Genomic DNA, 16,059 nt, shown 5'->3' on the forward strand with positions numbered 1-16,059 from the left:
GGCTTGCCGCGGCAAGCCCTTTTTGCATCCGGCTGCGTCGCCTAGCGGCGCGAAACCTTCATCAGGCGCGCGCCCAGGGTGGACGACAGGCTGACCTCGAAACGGCCGCCGGCCGGCAAGGCGCTCACGTCGACGCTGGCGTTGCCGCCCGTCAAGCCGCTGGCGACCACCGTCTTGCGGCCATCGGCGGCCACGTGCAGCACGGCGGCGTACGGTTCCGCCTGGGCATTCCAGGCCAGGGCCAGCTTGCCGCCCGTTTGCGTGGCATCAAAGCTGGCATCGTTGGCCGCCGCCTGGCTGCGGCGCGCCGGGCGCTCCAGCTTGGCTAATGCCTTGCCTTTTGCCAATACTTCCACGTCGCTGATGTCGCCCGGGTTGGCAAAGCTGACACGGAAATGGCTCATGGCGCTGCCGCCGTGGTCGGCCAGGGTGACGGCATCGAAGGGCAAGTCGATAGTCGCTCCCGACACCGTCAGGATGCGCAAGGTGTACGCCTGGCCACTGCCGCTGGCTGCGGCGCCGATGCGCGACGAGGAGGCGATGGCGGGACGCAGCGCCACGCCGGCCGGCGTGATGCGCCCGGAAATGGTCAGGTAGCCATTCTCGGCGACGGACACGCTGGCCGCCAGCACATTGCCGCCCGTGCCCTGCGCGCTGCGTTTTTCCAGGAATTGCTGCACGCGGGCATAGCTGTAGTCGGAGAACCAGGCTCCGCTGCAATAGCTCATCACGTCCTTCATCGGGGTGCCCGCGCCATAGGCGGCCTTGCTCAACTGGCCGATGCTGCCGTCATAGCTGCTGTTATACAGGGGCTGCGGTCCCAGATTGCCGTTCGCATACGGGTAGTCGGTGGCCGGATCGGCCGGGCCGCCGCAGGCGACGTGCTTGAGCGAGTGGTTGTGGCCCAGCTCATGCACGAGCGTCGTCAGCCATTCAGGCCAGCCATTGCCGAAAGGATCCACCGACGCCGTGCTGCCGTAGCGGGCATCGAGGCCGATGGCCGAGGTGTAGTCGCCGCCGCTGGTGCGCTGGTTGATGTACGCCAGGCCGGCGGAACGGCCGACGGACATTTTCGGCACGAAGCCATAGTAATAGGCGCCGCTGTCTTCGCGGATGCGCGCATCCTCCACCAGCGGCAAGGTGGTGCTCCACCAGCTGTCGGCCGTACTGCTGCCCGGCACGCTGAGCGGTGCGCGCGTGGTGATGCTGATATTTTCCGCCGCATACGGATACACGCGCGTCAGGGCGGCACGGATCACTTCGGCGTCCGGCAGCTGGGCCACGCCATCGTCCGTGCTGAGCGGCACGAGCACGAGGCGGATCTTGGCCGCGCTGGCCACGGCAGGCGCCGCTTCCTGGCTCACCTGCGTGCCATCGTTGCCCACGGCCGTGACGCGCACACGCACGCCGGGCAAGATCCAGGCCGCCGGCAAGACGCCGCTGAAGTTGCCGCTGAAACTGTAATCGCTTTTTTCCGTTGGCAAGATGGCGGGGCCGCTCATGGCGACGCTGCCCAGGTTGCCGCCAGTGGCGGAGGTGGCGCTCAAGGTCACGACGGGGCTGCTCCGCCCCGCCTGCGTGCCCAGCACGGACACGCGCACGGCGGCCGCCTTGCCGCGCGTCAGACGCAGGGCCGTATCGCTGGCGTTCAGGTTCAGCACTTGCGCAAAATCAATGCTGCCCAGGGTAAAGGCCGACACCGTGCCCGCATTCACGGCGATGCGCGACGCGGCCGACAGCATCACATTGCCCGTCGCCGACGCCGGCGCGGACAGGACCAGCTGGCTGCTGCTGGCGCTGACGATGGTCGCCGGCGTGCTGCCCACGGAGGCGGCGCTGACCTGGTCGAGGTTCGTGCCCTGCACCGTCACCGACATCGCCTGGCCGCTGATGGCCGTGCTGATCGACGTCACCGTCACGCTGGCCAGCACGGTGTAGGTGTCGCCGCTGGTCACGTCGTTGTAGGGACCGTGCACCGTCAGCGGCCCCGTCGCGGCACCCGCCGGCACGAGGACGGTCACGCTGCCCGCACCCTGGCTCTGCGGGACGGCCGAGGCGCCGCTGCCGAATTGCACCGCCGTGACGGCGCCCATGCCGCCGCCCGCGATGGTGACGCTGGAACCGACGCCGCCCGTGGCCGGCTCGACGCTGCTGATGCTCAGCGGCACATACACGTTCACGCTGTAGCTGCTGGCCGCCGTGCCGCTGGTACTGACGAGGCTCAAGGCGCCCGACACGGGCACGCCCGGCATGATCAGGGTGGCGCTCGTCTCGCTGACGGCACTCGTGGCCACGGTCACGCCGCCCACCTGGAAAGCCGTGACGCGGCTCAGGTTCGTCCCCGTGATCACGACGCTGCCGCCCACGGCGACGTTGCTCGCCGCAACGGCCGTGACGGCGGGAATCACGACGGGACTGCCCGACGTGGTCGCCACCACCGTGTCGCCGCCACTACTGCCGCCGCCACCGCAGGCGGACAGGCCCAGCATGAGAAACAATGCTACAAGCAAATGGTTTTTCATGGCCGGCAACCATGGTCGAACAGCGCAAGGCCGGGTGAGACATGCGGGAAATGTGACATATTGGTGACTTTTGGTGAGAATTTAATTTCGAGGAACCAATATTATCCGTGACTTCAATTCCGAAAGACAACTATTAATGCTTTTGATTCAATTGGTTTTGATAATAATTAAAATATCTGCTTGGCAATTTTTATTGTGAGCATTATTCGTCTCCCTCTGTATTGTTTCAAATCAAGATTGTTTCCAGATATGCTTATTGCCATTCGATTCATGAAAATAAATCGCGGCCGGATCAAATAATGTGGAAATATATCCACAAGCTAGAGGACATGCCTTCTCGCCAACTTTGTTGGAAGAATTAACGTTTTCAGTAAGATTTTCAGGAATGTAATTTTTAGAAACAGCGGAAAAAAGCGGGGAATGTTGCCGGGATAGCGGCGCAGGAGAGGCGCCGGTGTTGCAGGAACGGCGGGCGCGTGGCGAACGGCCGCTTTTGCCCAAAACCAAAGCAGCCTGATGCCGTATAATTTTAGACCCGGTGAAATCAGGCGATTGCCACCTTCTGCCTGCCCTACCCGGCCGGCACTCTCCGTCAGCTGATCCTGCTGGCCCGCAACCGCCTCGCAAAGTCTTGCCGCCGCGCCGCCGCCCGTTTGCCTATTGAAAGCATGAAATGAACGATACCGTGATCCCCGCCATGTCCCCGACCGAAGCCACCTTGCGCGCCATCCTGGCGCAGCGGATCATGATCCTCGACGGCGCCATGGGCACGATCATCCAGCAATACAAGCTCGACGAGGAAGCCTACCGGGGCGGTCCCACGGGCCGCTTCATCGATTTCGCCGCGCCGGCCGACAGCGGGGCACGCGAACTGTTCGTCAAGGGCAACAACGAACTGCTGACCCTGACGCAGCCGCACATCATCCAGGAAATCCACGAGCGCTACCTGGCCGCCGGCGCCGACCTGATCGAAACGAATACCTTCGGCGCCACGACGATCGCCCAGGACGACTATCACATGGCCCACCTGGCCTATGAAATGAATGTGCAGGCGGCAAAACTGGCACGCGCCGCCTGCGACAAGTATTCCACCCCGGACAAGCCGCGCTTCGTCGCCGGCGCCCTGGGCCCCACGCCGAAGACGGCATCGATATCGCCCGACGTGAACGACCCGGCCGCGCGCAACGTCACCTTCGACCAGCTGGTGGCGGCCTACCTGCAGCAGACGCAGGGCCTGGTGGAAGGCGGCGCGGACGTGCTGCTGGTGGAAACCATCTTCGATACCCTGAACTGCAAGGCGGCCCTGTTCGCCATCGACCTGTACTACGAACAAAACCCCGGCGTCGTGCGCCTGCCGCTGATGATTTCCGGCACCGTCACGGACGCATCGGGCCGCATCCTGTCGGGCCAGACCGTGCCCGCCTTCTGGAATTCCGTGCGCCACGCGAAGCCGCTGACGATCGGCCTGAACTGCGCCCTGGGCGCCGCCCTGATGCGCCCGTACGCGGAAGAGCTGGCCAAGATCGCCGACACCTTCGTGTGCATCTACCCGAATGCGGGCTTGCCCAACCCCATGAGCGACACGGGCTTCGACGAGTTGCCGGCCGACACCTCCGCCCTGCTGCGCGAATTTGCCGACGCGGGCTTTTTGAACATGGCGGGCGGCTGCTGCGGCACCACGCCAGAGCACATCGCCGCCATCGGCGAATTGCTGTCGAAAAACACCCCGCGCACCGTGCCGCCGCCGTCGCACGACCTGCGCCTGGCGGGCCTGGAACCGTTCGTCGTCAACGACGAATCGCTGTTCGTCAACGTGGGCGAGCGCACCAACGTCACGGGCTCGAAGGCGTTCGCGCGCATGATTCTCAACGAGCAATACGACGAAGCCCTGTCCGTGGCGCGCCAGCAGGTGGAAAACGGCGCGCAGGTGATCGACATCAACATGGACGAGGCCATGCTCGATTCGCAGGCGGCCATGACGCGCTTCCTGAACCTGATCGCCTCGGAACCCGATATCTCGCGCGTGCCCATCATGGTCGACTCGTCGAAATGGTCCGTCATCGAAGCGGGCTTGAAATGCGTGCAGGGCAAGGCCATCGTCAATTCCATTTCCATGAAGGAAGGCGAAGAGGAATTCCTGCGCCAGGCCAAGCTGTGCCGTCGTTATGGCGCGGCCGTCATCGTCATGGCCTTCGATGAAAAAGGGCAAGCCGATACCTTCGAGCGCAAGATCGAGATTTGCGCCCGCGCATACCACTTATTGATCGATGCCCTGGACTTCCCGCCGGAAGACATCATTTTCGACCCGAACATCTTTGCCGTGGCCACCGGTATCGAAGAGCACAACAACTACGCCGTCGACTTCATCAACGCCACGCGCTGGATCAAGGAAAACTTGCCGTACGCGAAGATCTCGGGCGGCGTGTCGAACGTCTCCTTCAGTTTCCGCGGCAACGATCCGGCCCGCGAAGCCATCCATACCGTCTTCCTGTACCACGCCATCAAGGCAGGCATGACCATGGGCATCGTCAACGCGGGCATGGTCGGCGTGTACGACAACCTGGACCCGGAACTGCGCGAACGCGTGGAAGACGTGGTGCTGAACCGCCGCGAAGACTCCACCGAGCGCATGATCGAATTTGCCGGCACCCTGAAGGCGGGCGGCAAGGCCGAGGCGCAAACCCTGGCCTGGCGCGAAGGCACGGTGCAGGAGCGCCTGTCGCACGCGCTGGTGCACGGCATCACGCAATTCATCGTGGAAGACACGGAAGAGGCGCGCCAGGAACTGCTGCACAATGGCGGGCGCCCCATCCACGTGATCGAGGGTCCGTTAATGGCGGGCATGGACGTGGTGGGCGACCTGTTCGGCCAGGGCAAGATGTTCCTGCCGCAGGTGGTGAAATCGGCGCGCGTCATGAAGCAGGCCGTGGCCCACCTGATCCCGTTCATCGAGGAAGAAAAGCTGCTGGAAGAACAGCGCACGGGCATCGTCGCCAAGCCGAAGGGCAAGATCATCATGGCGACCGTGAAGGGCGACGTGCATGACATCGGCAAGAACATCGTCACCGTCGTGCTGCAATGCAATAACTTCGAAGTGGTAAACATGGGCGTGATGGTGCCGTGCTCGGAAATCCTCGCCCGCGCCAAGGTGGAAAACGCGGACATCATCGGCCTGTCGGGCCTGATCACGCCGTCCTTGGAAGAAATGGCGTATGTCGCCAAGGAAATGCAGCGCGACGAGCATTTCCGCATGATGAAGATTCCCCTGCTGATCGGCGGCGCCACCACCAGCCGCGCCCACACGGCCGTGAAGATCGCCCACAACTACGACGGCCCCGTCATCTACGTGCCGGACGCTTCGCGTTCCGTGTCCGTGGCGCAATCCTTGCTGACGCCGGAACAGCGCGACAAATACGTGGAAGACATCGAACTCGACTACGCGCGCATCCGCGAGCAGCACGCCAACAAGAAGGCGCTGCCCATCCTGCCGCTGGCCCAGGCCCGCGCCAACAAGATGGTCGTGCCCTTCGATGGTCCGTGCACGCCCGTGAAGCCGAAGTTCATCGGCCGCCGCGTCTTCAAGAACGTCGACCTGGCCACCCTGGCCAACTACATCGACTGGGGCCCGTTCTTCCAGACCTGGGACCTGGCCGGCCCCTTCCCCGCCATCCTGACGGATGAAGTGGTGGGCGATGCGGCCACCAAGGTGTACGCGGAAGGCCAGGCCTTGCTGAAAAAACTCATCGACGGACGCTGGCTGACGGCCAATGGCGTCGTGTCCTTGCTGCCGGCCAACAGCGTCAATGACGACGATATCGAGGTGTACACCGACGATACGCGCAGTAGCGTGGCGTTCACGTATTACGGCATGCGCCAGCAAGGCGTCAAACCCGTCGTCGACGGCGTGCAGCGGCCGAACCAGTGCCTGGCCGACTTCATTGCGCCGAAGGCATCGGGCGTGAAGGATTACATCGGCATGTTCGCCGTGACGTCCGGCCTGGGCATCGAAAAATACGAGAAGCGCTTCGAGGATGCGCACGACGATTACTCGTCCATCATGTTGAAATCCCTGGCCGACCGCCTGGCCGAAGCGTTTGCGGAATACCTGCACGAGCGCGTGCGCAAGGACTTGTGGGGCTATGTGCCGGACGAACACTTGAGCAACGACGACATGATCGCCGAGAAATACGTCGGCATCCGCCCCGCGCCCGGCTACCCGGCCTGCCCCGAGCACACGGTCAAGAAGGAAATGTTCGAGGTCATGCAGGCTGAGGAAATCGGCATGCAGCTGACGGAATCGTATGCCATGTTCCCCGGCGCGGCCGTCTCCGGCTTCTACTTTGCCCACCCGGAGTCGAAATACTTCGTCGTCGGCAAGATTGGCATGGACCAGGTGGAAGACATGGCCAAGCGCCGCGGCGCAAAGGTCGAGGACGTGGAACGCTGGCTGGCGCCGAACCTGTCATAACGTGGCGACCCGGCGCGCGGAACTTTTCGCGCGCCGCGGCGCACTAACGCAGTATGCCGGCCGGCATGCTGCATGCCCGCTCCGGCCCGTTTCCAACTGGCAAGGAGGTACTATGGCAACCAATTTCAAACTCAAACGCTGGCAGGATCAGGTAATCCTGCTGCTGGGCCTGTGGCTGCTCGTCTCGCCCTGGGCGTTCTCCTATGCCGAAGGCTCGCCGCAGATGATCAACGCCTTTGTCTCGGGACTGGTGATTGCCATCCTGGCCGCCTTCGACCTATACAAGACGTATTTCTGGGCCGTCGTCGTCAACCTGCTGGTGGGTGTCTGGGTCGCCGCCTCGCCATGGATACTGCGCCTGGCCGACCAGCGCGTCGTCATGTGGAACGAGCTGATCGTCGGCATCGCCGTCGTCGTCCTGGCCCTGTGGGAACTGCGCACGGACCCCGAGCTGCACAAGCACTGGCCCGGCGCCGCCGCGTAGTGCAGCTACCGGCGCAAAAAAGCCCTGCCACGGCGACGCCGTGCAGGGCTTTTATGAACAACACAGCAGATACGCGACGTCACAGCACTTGGCATGAGCGTAGCGAGCGGAAGGGAGAGGTGGCCAAGAAGCGCAACCGTACCGAGGTACGGTGAGCATCGCAGGCCGCCTATGCCGACGCGCAGCAGCTCAGGTCAGGCGCCACTACAGCGCATACCTCACGACATTATCACTCCATTCATAGGCGGCCATTTCCAGCTCCACCAGGTCGTCCGGGGACATGGCCAGGTCGCGCAGGGTGGGCACGATTTCGCCTTCCATGTCTTCGATGCGCTCGATGCATTCGGCCAGGCGCAGCAAGTCGCCGTAGAAGCCTTCGCGCGACAGCAGCGCTTCGGCCACTTCGTCGATCACTTCGATCTGTTTCAGGATTTCCGACATCGGCACGCCGAACAGGGTATCCATCAGCGACATGATGCCGACCGTAAAGGCGATATCGGCCGAATGGGCGTGGTTCGGGCGCAGTTTATGGGCCAGCAATTCCAGTAGGCGGCCGCGCGTGGTGGCCAGCATCAGCAGCGGCGTCATGCTATGGCCGCGCTTGCTTGGTTCCGCGTACAGCATGATCTGCAGCCAGCGCTGCAGCTGGCGACGGCCCAGCACGGTGACGGCCTGGCTCAGCGAATCGATGCGCTGGCGGGCGCCCACGGCCGGTGTATTGACCAAGCGCAATAAGTTCAAGGCCAGCGACACGTCGCGCTTGATGGCGCGCTCGATCTCCATGTTGTCCGCATCGGAGGTGACCAGGGTCATCAGCTCCATGACGGCCAGTTGCGACGGCGACAGCTTCTTGCCCGTCATGATGGCCGGCTTGGCAAAGTAATAGCCCTGGAAATAATCGAAGCCCAGGTCCAGGCCCGACTTGAATTCTTCGCGCGTTTCGACCTTTTCCGCCACCAGTTTCTTGTGTTCCTGCTTGAAACGGGGCGCCAGGGCCGCCAGCACCTTCGGATCGACGGTGCTCATGTCCATCTTGACGTATTGCACCAGAGGCAACAGTTCCTGTACCTGCGTCGTATCGGCCACGACATTTTCCAGCGCAAAGGTGAAGCCGTGGCCCACCAGTTCGCTGATGCGCGTGCGCAATGCCGGCGTCACCTGCATCGATTCGACCACTTCCAGCACGACTTTTTCGCGCGGCAGGAAGACGAAGATGTCGCTCATGATCACATCGGCATCGACGTTGACGAAGCCGAGCGCGTCGCCGATGACCTTTTCCATGCCCAGTTGCGAGGCATGGGCAATGACGGAAGCCGTGGCCGACAAATCGCTCGTGATGTTGGCGGGCCCGACCGGAGCGTTGCGGAATAGCAACTCATAGCCGAACAGGGCTTGATTGCGGTCAAGGATAGGTTGTCGCCCCAGATAGAACTCGCGTACGCGCAAGGGTTTCGGGGTGATGTCGTTGCTGGAAATATCGATCATTAACTCTTCATCAATCACGTCGAGTGACACTGGCCGCGCCGCGCCCGCATCAAGGTTCACTATTGACAATACTTTAGCTGAATTTCGCCCGCGCTGTGGGTATTTTGGCAGTAATCGGGCGTATTGTCGTCAACAAATTAGGTGGCCGGGCTTTCCTGCACCATCCCATCGACAAACAACTTCAATTCTCCGGGCGCAAACGCCGTCCATTGCTCGTTGGTGGTCAGCGGCTGCGTGACGATCACGGCCACCCGGTCCTGCGGCGTGGTGACCTGGGAAAAATCGACGCTGAGGTCTTCATCGGAGAGTTTAGCAGTTGGAAACGGATGTTGTCGCACCAGATAATGCAAGCTGGTGGAGCAATGGGCAAACAGCGCCTCTCCGCTGGAGAGCATCATGTTGAAGGTGCCGTGGGCAGCGATGCCCGGCAACAGCTCCGCCAGCGCCAGGTGCAGGGCAGGCAAGGCCGGCGGCGCGTCGCCGAAGCGCGCGTGCAATTCCTGCAGCAGGTAGCAGAAGGCCAGTTCGCTGTCCGTGCAGCCGACGGGGCGGTAACTGCCCGTCAGCACGGGATGAAATTCCTTCAGGTCGCCGTTATGGGCGAAGACCCAGTAGCGGCCCCACAGTTCGCGCACGAAGGGGTGGCAGTTTTCCAGCGCCACCTGGCCCTGCGTGGCCTTGCGGATGTGCGCGATGACATTGCGCGACTTGATGGGATAGCGTTTGATCAGTTCGGCCACGGGCGAGGCGACGGCCGCCTGGTGGTCGACGAAATGGCGCACGCCGGCGCCCTCGAAAAAGGCGATGCCCCAGCCGTCATGGTGGGTATCCGTATGGCCGCCGCGCATGGCGAAGCCGGTAAAACTAAAGACAATGTCCGTTGGGACATTGCAATTCATTCCGAGTAGTTGGCACATGATCTGTTTGCAGCGGGGTAACCCGGCCACCATACCATGCCGGCTTGCCAATTGGTATGGTGGCGATCGCCATCAGAGGAATAGTATCAGTGCAGCAGGACAGGCTGGCTCATGAGGGAATCGTAGCTGCCCAGGAATTCATCGATTTCTTCCATGCTCGGTTCGCTGGCGATCAGTTCCGTGACGTCGCGGCGGAAGTTTTGCGCCAGGACGCCGGCAATGAAGGTTTCCCGCTTGCCGCCCTTGTCGACGATTTCATAGCCGCCGAAGCGCAAGGCTTCGAGGTCGACGTCGACGCCGAATTCCACGACGCTATATTGCTCGCTGTTATAGATCAGGTTCATTTTGCATCCTTCGCTCAGGCAGGAGAAGCTCCTGCGGTTTCAGAACAGAGGTGGGGCTGATACGGCGCCATTTCAAGCGCCATGCCACCCGGCGGGCTACAGAGTTGTAACGAGATGCAAATTGCGACTGCGGTCATGCGATCAGAAAACCTGCGCTCAGGAAACCACGAGGTCCGCCTGCAGCGCCAGCAGGGCATCATAGGGACTGGCGGTGAGCCAGGTGCGCAGTTGCTCGATATGCGTGGCGTCGGCCAGGCTGATGAACAAGTGCGCGGGGGGATGGCGCAACAGACGATTCAATGTTACACGCAATACGAGATTGCCGCTGCAGCACAGGCAGCCAGGCGCGATGCGCAACAGTTGCAAGGGAAACGGTGGGGAAGAAGAAACTTGTTCGGCCAGGTCGGCCAGGGGGGAGTTGCCGTCAGCCAATCCTTCCAGGATGACGGCGCTCGCTTGCTGCGGCCGCAAGGCTTGCGCGATGGCGGCCTCGCGGTCGGCGGCACGTCCGCCGCTGACGAGGGTCAGTGGCGTCGCGTGCCGCAGGGCGGACGTCACAGGCTTTTCTTGGCCAGCTTGCCCGGCTCGACGCCCAGCTGTTTCAGCTTGCGGTACAAATGGGTGCGCTCCAGGCCCGTTTTTTCCGCCACGCGGGTCATGCTGCCCCCTTCGCGGCCCAGGTGGTGTTCGAAATACATGCGCTCGAAGGCGTCGCGCGCCTCGCGCAGGGGCAAGTCGAAGGACAGGTTGTAGCCGTGGCCTTCGGCCACCGCCGGCACGTTGATGCCGGGGCGCACCATCAGCTGCTGCGGCGCGCTGCCGCCAAAACTGGGCACGGGATGGCTGCTTTCTTCGGCGATGACGGGCGCTGCCGGCCGTGGCGCCACGCTCGGCGCGCGCACGGTTTCCTGGGCCCGCGTCAAGCCTTGCTGGACCGCTTTCAGCAGTTTTTGCAGGGCAATCGGCTTTTCCAGGAAGTTCAGCGCGCCGATGCGCGTCGCCTCGACGGCCGTATCGATGGTGGCATGGCCCGACATCATGATCACCGGCATGGTCAGCAAGCCATCGCGCTGCCATTCCTTGAGCAAGGTCACGCCGTCCGTATCGGGCATCCAGATATCCAGCAATACCAGATCCGGCGCACCGGCGGCACGCGCTTCGCGCGCCTGCTGCGCATTTTCGGCCAGCTGGATAGCATGTCCTTCGTCGCCCAGAATTTCCGAGAGCAACTCACGGATACCCATTTCATCATCCACTACGAGTATGTTTGCCATTCGTGTCTTGCCTTCCTCATTTCGCCGGCCGTCGCGCACAAGAGGCACGCGGCGGACAGCTATGATTTTATTAGTGTTTTAAATACTAAACCAGACCCTCAAGCCAGGAATTCCTGGGCCGGAGCGTCGGGAGCTAACTTTAACAGCAAAATGACCACCGAAGCGCCATTGCCGTCGACCCGATTCTCGATATCGATGCGTCCACCATGTTCATCGATGATTTTCTTCACCATCGCCAGGCCCAGGCCCGTGCCGCGCGCCTTCGACGTGACGTAGGGTTCGAAGGCCCGCGCCAGGATCTTCGGCGCGAAACCGGGGCCATTGTCGGTGATGGCCAGCCGCACGGCGATGTTTACGCCGCCGTCCGCACTGCGATAATGAATTGCTTCCGTCCTTACGTCAATCCGCGGATGCGGCGAATCCGGCGGCAGGTCCGCCATGGCGTCCTGTGCATTCTGCAATAAGTTGTGTATGACCTGGCGCAACTGCGTGGGATCGCCCATCACCATGGGCAGGTTGGGCGCCAGCTGCGGGTGGATGATGTCGCCATCGTCGCCGCGCAGGTACAGGTTCAGGATCTCCTCGATCAGCTCATTCAGGCGCAATGGCACCAGCACGGCCGGCGGCGTGCGCGCATAGTCGCGGAAGTCGTCGACCATGCGCTTCATGGCGTCGACCTGCTTGACGATGGTGGTGGTGGCGCGGCTGAGCAGGTCGGCGTCAGGCTGCTCCAGCTTGCCTTCCAGCTTCATCTGCAGACGCTCGGCCGACAGCTGGATGGGCGTGAGCGGATTCTTGATTTCATGCGCCAGGCGGCGCGCCACCTCGCCCCAGGCGATCGAGCGCTGGGCGGAAATGACGTCGGAAATATCATCGAACACGACGATGTAGCCGCTGCCGGACTCCAGCGGCAGGCGCGAGCCGCGGGCCAGCAGGGTGATGTCGTGCTCGTCGGCACTGCTGCCCAGACGGCGCGGGATCTCGATCTGGCGCTGCCAGTGCAGGCGCTGCAGGTTGCGGCCGGATGCCGATTGCGCGCTCTGCGCCGTGAAGGCGCTGATGATGGCGGAACCAAATTCTTCCATTCCGGCAATATCGGCCAGCGGCTGGCCCACCATGCTGGCCCCCGAATGCTGCAGGATGCGCTCCACCGATTCATTGCAGGTCACCAGCTTGAAGTCGCCATCGAGCACCATCACGCCGGCCGACATATTGGCCAGCACGGATTCCAGGTGGGCCTTGGCGTTTTGCAGCGCGGCGCGGTTGCTTTCCACGGCCGTGCGCGCGTCGAGCAGCTGGCGCGTCATGATGTTGAACGATTGCGTCAGGGTACCCAGCTCATCCTTGGAGGCGACGATGGGGCGCGGCGACAGGTCGCCCTCGGCCACGGCGCGCGTGCCTTCCGCCAGCAGCAGCAGGGGCTGGGCCAGGTTGCCGGCGATCAGGAAGGCGCTGCCGATGGCGCCAAAGATGGCCAGCAGCAAGGTCAAGGTGAGGATTTCCATGTACATCTTGCGCAAGCCCACGCGCGCGACGAAGCGTTCCTTGTACTCGCTGTAGGCGGCGCGCAGCATTTCGCCGTTCGTCGCCAGCTTGGGCGGCACCGATTGCAGCAATTGCAGGTAGCGGGGCGACACGGATGGCCCCGGCACGGCGACCAGCACGCGCAGACGCAGGCCGGCGGCCGCATCGAGGGCGGCCGGTGGCCCGGCGCGGATACCGCCGCCGCCCGACTCCATGCTGTCGTCATGCAACTCCAGCCCGCCCTCGGCGGACGCGTAGCCGGCCGGCAAGGCTGCCTGCGCCAGCATGGCCGGCGTGGGCAGGTCGGCCGCGCTGTGCGGGCCGGCGCTGGCCAGCAGGACGCCATCGCCGCTGACGATCATGACGTTTTGCATGCCTTCCTCGCGCAGCAGGCTGGTCAGCACCGCCGGACCGGCCACCGGGTCGGCGCGCATTTCGTCGACCGCCTTGTGGCCGCGGTGGTCGAGCTCGACCAGGGCCGCATCGAGGCCCGCGCGGCCCAGCTCCAGGCCCGATTCCAGCGCCGCTTCAATCTTGACGTTGAACCACGATTCGATGGAATGGGACACGAAGCGCACGGACACGACGAAAATCACGAGACCGGGCAGGATGCCGACGATGGCGAACAGCATCACCAGGCGCGTCATCAGCTTGGAGCCGAATTTGCCGCTCTTGTAGCGCGCGTACAGGCGCCCCAGGGAAATGCCGACCAGCGCCAGCAGGGAAACGGCCACGGCGGCGTTGAGCCCCAGCAGCCAGGAATAATAACGGTCGAAAAAGCCGGAATTGTCGGATGCCGAGGCCAGCAGGAACAGCAGGATACTGACAATGCCGCCGCCCACCACCAGCAGATAGCGCAATGCTTGACTCACTACTCCGCCGTATACAAGAAGGTTTTTTTATTCGAAGCCAGGCGCCAGTCACTGTTGTTGAAGGCATTGACCTGTATCGGCTTGGGCAGGTAGTCGCGGTCCATGCCCATGCGCAAGGTCACGTTGTAGGTCTGCCCCACTTTCAGCTCGCCGCGCCGCGCCACCAGCCAGCGGCTGGGACGGCGGATCAGGAACAGCGCATCGTCCAGGTTGGCAAAGCTCTGCTGCAAGCCGCCGCCCGACACATGGTACTGGCGTGTCAGCACGTTGTACGACAGGCGGCTGGTCTGGCGCGCAACGATGGCCTTTTCATCGAACCAGTACCAGCGGGGCCGGGTCAGTTCGATTTCGGTCGTGAAAAACAGGGGTACGCCATGCTGCACGGCATCATCGAGGTCGTGATTGAGCTCGAAGGAATAGGTCGCGGCCAGCTTGTAGCCTTCCTCGCTCGACTCGATATAGGCACGGGTGATCTCGACCATATCGGCGGCATGCGCGCGTGGCATGCTACAGGCCAGCAGCAACAGCAGCGCCAGGAGTCGGAGGAGTCGTGTTGTCACAAGTGTGCCGATAGTGTCCGTAGGAAAAGGTTCGACGAATCGCTCAAGCCGCATTTTTTTGGAATAGCGCATAGAACAAACCGTCATGGTCCTGCTCCGCGCTGCCAGTCGGCAACAGCTGACCAGGGGCTGTCAAACGGGTCGCATTATTGCGCACCGCAAATGCCGCCGCCTGTGCCTCGGATTCTTGCGGCCACAATGAACACGTCACGAACAGCAATTTACCATCGGGACGCAGCATCTGCCACAGGTTGTCCAGAATTTTGGAAGAAAGTGTTGCAAGTTGGAACGCATCACCCTTGCGGCGCAGCCAGCGGATGTCCGGATGACGGCGCACGATGCCCGAGGCCGTGCACGGCACGTCGGCCAGGATGCGGTCGTACTGCTGGCCATCCCACCACGCGCTCGATTGCGCGTCCTGCGCCTTCAGGGTCGCTTCCAGGCCCAGGCGCTCGAGGTTTTCCGCGATGCGCGGCAGGCGCTTGGCGTCGGCATCGATGGCCGTGACCTGCACGTCGGCCAGTTCCAGGATGTGGCACGTCTTGCCGCCCGGCGCCGCGCAGGCGTCCAGCACGCGCATGCCGTCCTGCAAGTCCAGCAGCGGCGCGGCCAGTTGCGCGCCAGCATCCTGCACGGACACGACGCCCTGCTCGAAGCCGGGGATCAGCGCCACGCCGATCGGCTTGTCCAGGCGTACGGCGTACGGCCCCACCTGGCGCGCGGCGATGCCCGCTTCCGCCAGCACAGCCAGATAGGCTTCCACCGTGCTCTTACGGCGGTTGACGCGCAGGGTCAGCGGCGGCACGGCATTGCCCGCCGTCAAAATGGCTTGCCAGTCGCGGGGATAGGCGAGGCGCAGCGAATCGATCCACCACTGCGGATAGTTCCACTGCGCCAATGGCTGTTGCAGGGCCGCTTCCAGCAAGGACTTGCGCTCGCGCAAGAAACGCCGCAAGACGGCGTTCACCATGCCCTTGGCATGCGCCAGGTCAGGGTGCGACGTCGCCACCGTGACAGCCTGGTCGACAACGGTAAATTCTTCGTACGGCTGCTCGCCCGGCTCGGCCGACATCAAGGCCAGCGCGCAGCACAGCAGCGCGGCCAGCATCGGCGGTTCGGGCGCCTTCGACGTCATCAGGCCGACGAGGGTTTCGCTGCGGCCCAGCTGGCGCATGGTGCGATAGGAAATATCCTGGATGGCGCCGCGCGCCTGCGGGCTGGCGTTCGATTGCGCAAACACCTTGGCCAGCGCCTGCGGCAGGGCCGTGCCGGTACGCACTTGCGCCACGGCATTGGCGGCGCCCAGCAGGCAGAAGGCCAGCGAGTCGGCGCGCAGATCGGGTTGGAAGCCTGGCTGCAAGACCGGTTTCAGGTCGGGATGGTAGCTGGGACGCAATTTCGGCGCGGCAGGGGCAGAGGCCTGGCCTGGCGCCGGCTTGGTTTTCAATTTCAGCGTGGGGCGCTTGTTCATAGTTATCCGGTGTGGCTGCGCGCGGCTGGCGGCCTGCTGGCACATTCGCGTGCCGCGCGTCATCAATAAAGGGTCGATTGTAGCGTTTGTGGCGCCCGCTGACCCAAGCGATTGCAGTGTACAAGGTAAATTGCGGCA

The 16,059-nt window shown here is 63.1% G+C and carries 11 protein-coding genes; 2 read left to right on the forward strand and 9 right to left on the reverse strand.

Annotated features, from left to right (window positions below):
- Nucleotides 1-41: 41 nt before the first annotated feature.
- The gene (locus EBS11_RS18440; RefSeq protein ID WP_290605113.1) at nt 42-2,510 is read right to left on the reverse strand and encodes an IPT/TIG domain-containing protein; all 2,469 of its coding nucleotides are present in this window, start codon (nt 2,508-2,510) and stop codon (nt 42-44) included.
- A 685-nt stretch (nt 2,511-3,195) separates the two neighbouring features.
- Here EBS11_RS18440 and metH point away from each other — a divergent pair.
- On the forward strand, nt 3,196-6,990 hold the full coding sequence (metH, locus tag EBS11_RS18445) for a methionine synthase (RefSeq protein ID WP_290605114.1): 3,795 nt from the start codon (nt 3,196-3,198) through the stop codon (nt 6,988-6,990).
- Nucleotides 6,991-7,102: 112 nt separating this feature from the next.
- On the forward strand, nt 7,103-7,474 hold the full coding sequence (locus EBS11_RS18450) for an SPW repeat protein (RefSeq protein WP_290605115.1): 372 nt from the start codon (nt 7,103-7,105) through the stop codon (nt 7,472-7,474).
- A gap of 204 nt (nt 7,475-7,678) precedes the next feature.
- Here EBS11_RS18450 and EBS11_RS18455 read toward each other — a convergent pair whose 3' ends face one another.
- The 8 genes from EBS11_RS18455 to rsmB all read right to left on the reverse strand — a co-directional run bounded on the left by EBS11_RS18455 (nt 7,679) and on the right by rsmB (nt 15,921).
- Nucleotides 7,679-8,959 (reverse strand): EAL domain-containing protein, encoded by a 1,281-nt coding sequence (locus EBS11_RS18455; RefSeq protein ID WP_290605116.1) that lies wholly within the window; start codon nt 8,957-8,959, stop codon nt 7,679-7,681.
- 137 nt (nt 8,960-9,096) lie between these two features.
- A complete protein-coding gene (locus tag EBS11_RS18460) occupies nt 9,097-9,876 on the reverse strand; it encodes a class II glutamine amidotransferase (RefSeq protein ID WP_290605118.1) in 780 nt (259 codons plus the stop codon).
- An 86-nt stretch (nt 9,877-9,962) separates the two neighbouring features.
- Nucleotides 9,963-10,220, reverse strand: a complete 258-nt coding sequence (locus EBS11_RS18465) for a DUF3567 domain-containing protein (RefSeq protein ID WP_290605119.1) — start codon at nt 10,218-10,220, stop codon at nt 9,963-9,965.
- Between the two features lie 156 nt (nt 10,221-10,376).
- Entirely contained in the window at nt 10,377-10,778 is a 402-nt protein-coding gene (locus tag EBS11_RS18470) for a GTPase (protein WP_290605120.1), read from the reverse strand.
- The gene (locus tag EBS11_RS18475) at nt 10,775-11,494 is read right to left on the reverse strand and encodes a response regulator (protein WP_290605122.1); all 720 of its coding nucleotides are present in this window, start codon (nt 11,492-11,494) and stop codon (nt 10,775-10,777) included. Before EBS11_RS18475 ends, EBS11_RS18470 begins: the two co-directional genes overlap by 4 nt.
- Nucleotides 11,495-11,592: 98 nt before the next feature.
- The gene (locus tag EBS11_RS18480; RefSeq protein WP_290605123.1) at nt 11,593-13,890 is read right to left on the reverse strand and encodes an ATP-binding protein; all 2,298 of its coding nucleotides are present in this window, start codon (nt 13,888-13,890) and stop codon (nt 11,593-11,595) included.
- On the reverse strand, nt 13,890-14,396 hold the full coding sequence (locus EBS11_RS18485; RefSeq protein ID WP_290605124.1) for a DUF4390 domain-containing protein: 507 nt from the start codon (nt 14,394-14,396) through the stop codon (nt 13,890-13,892). The genes EBS11_RS18480 and EBS11_RS18485 overlap by 1 nt, the downstream gene beginning before the upstream one ends.
- 97 nt (nt 14,397-14,493) lie before the next feature.
- On the reverse strand, nt 14,494-15,921 hold the full coding sequence (rsmB, locus tag EBS11_RS18490) for a 16S rRNA (cytosine(967)-C(5))-methyltransferase RsmB (protein WP_290605126.1): 1,428 nt from the start codon (nt 15,919-15,921) through the stop codon (nt 14,494-14,496).
- Between the last annotated feature and the right edge of the window lie 138 nt (nt 15,922-16,059).

Origin of the sequence: Janthinobacterium sp., from assembly GCF_009923995.1 — a bacterium.
In the GTDB taxonomy this organism is placed as follows: domain Bacteria; phylum Pseudomonadota; class Gammaproteobacteria; order Burkholderiales; family Burkholderiaceae_D; genus Janthinobacterium.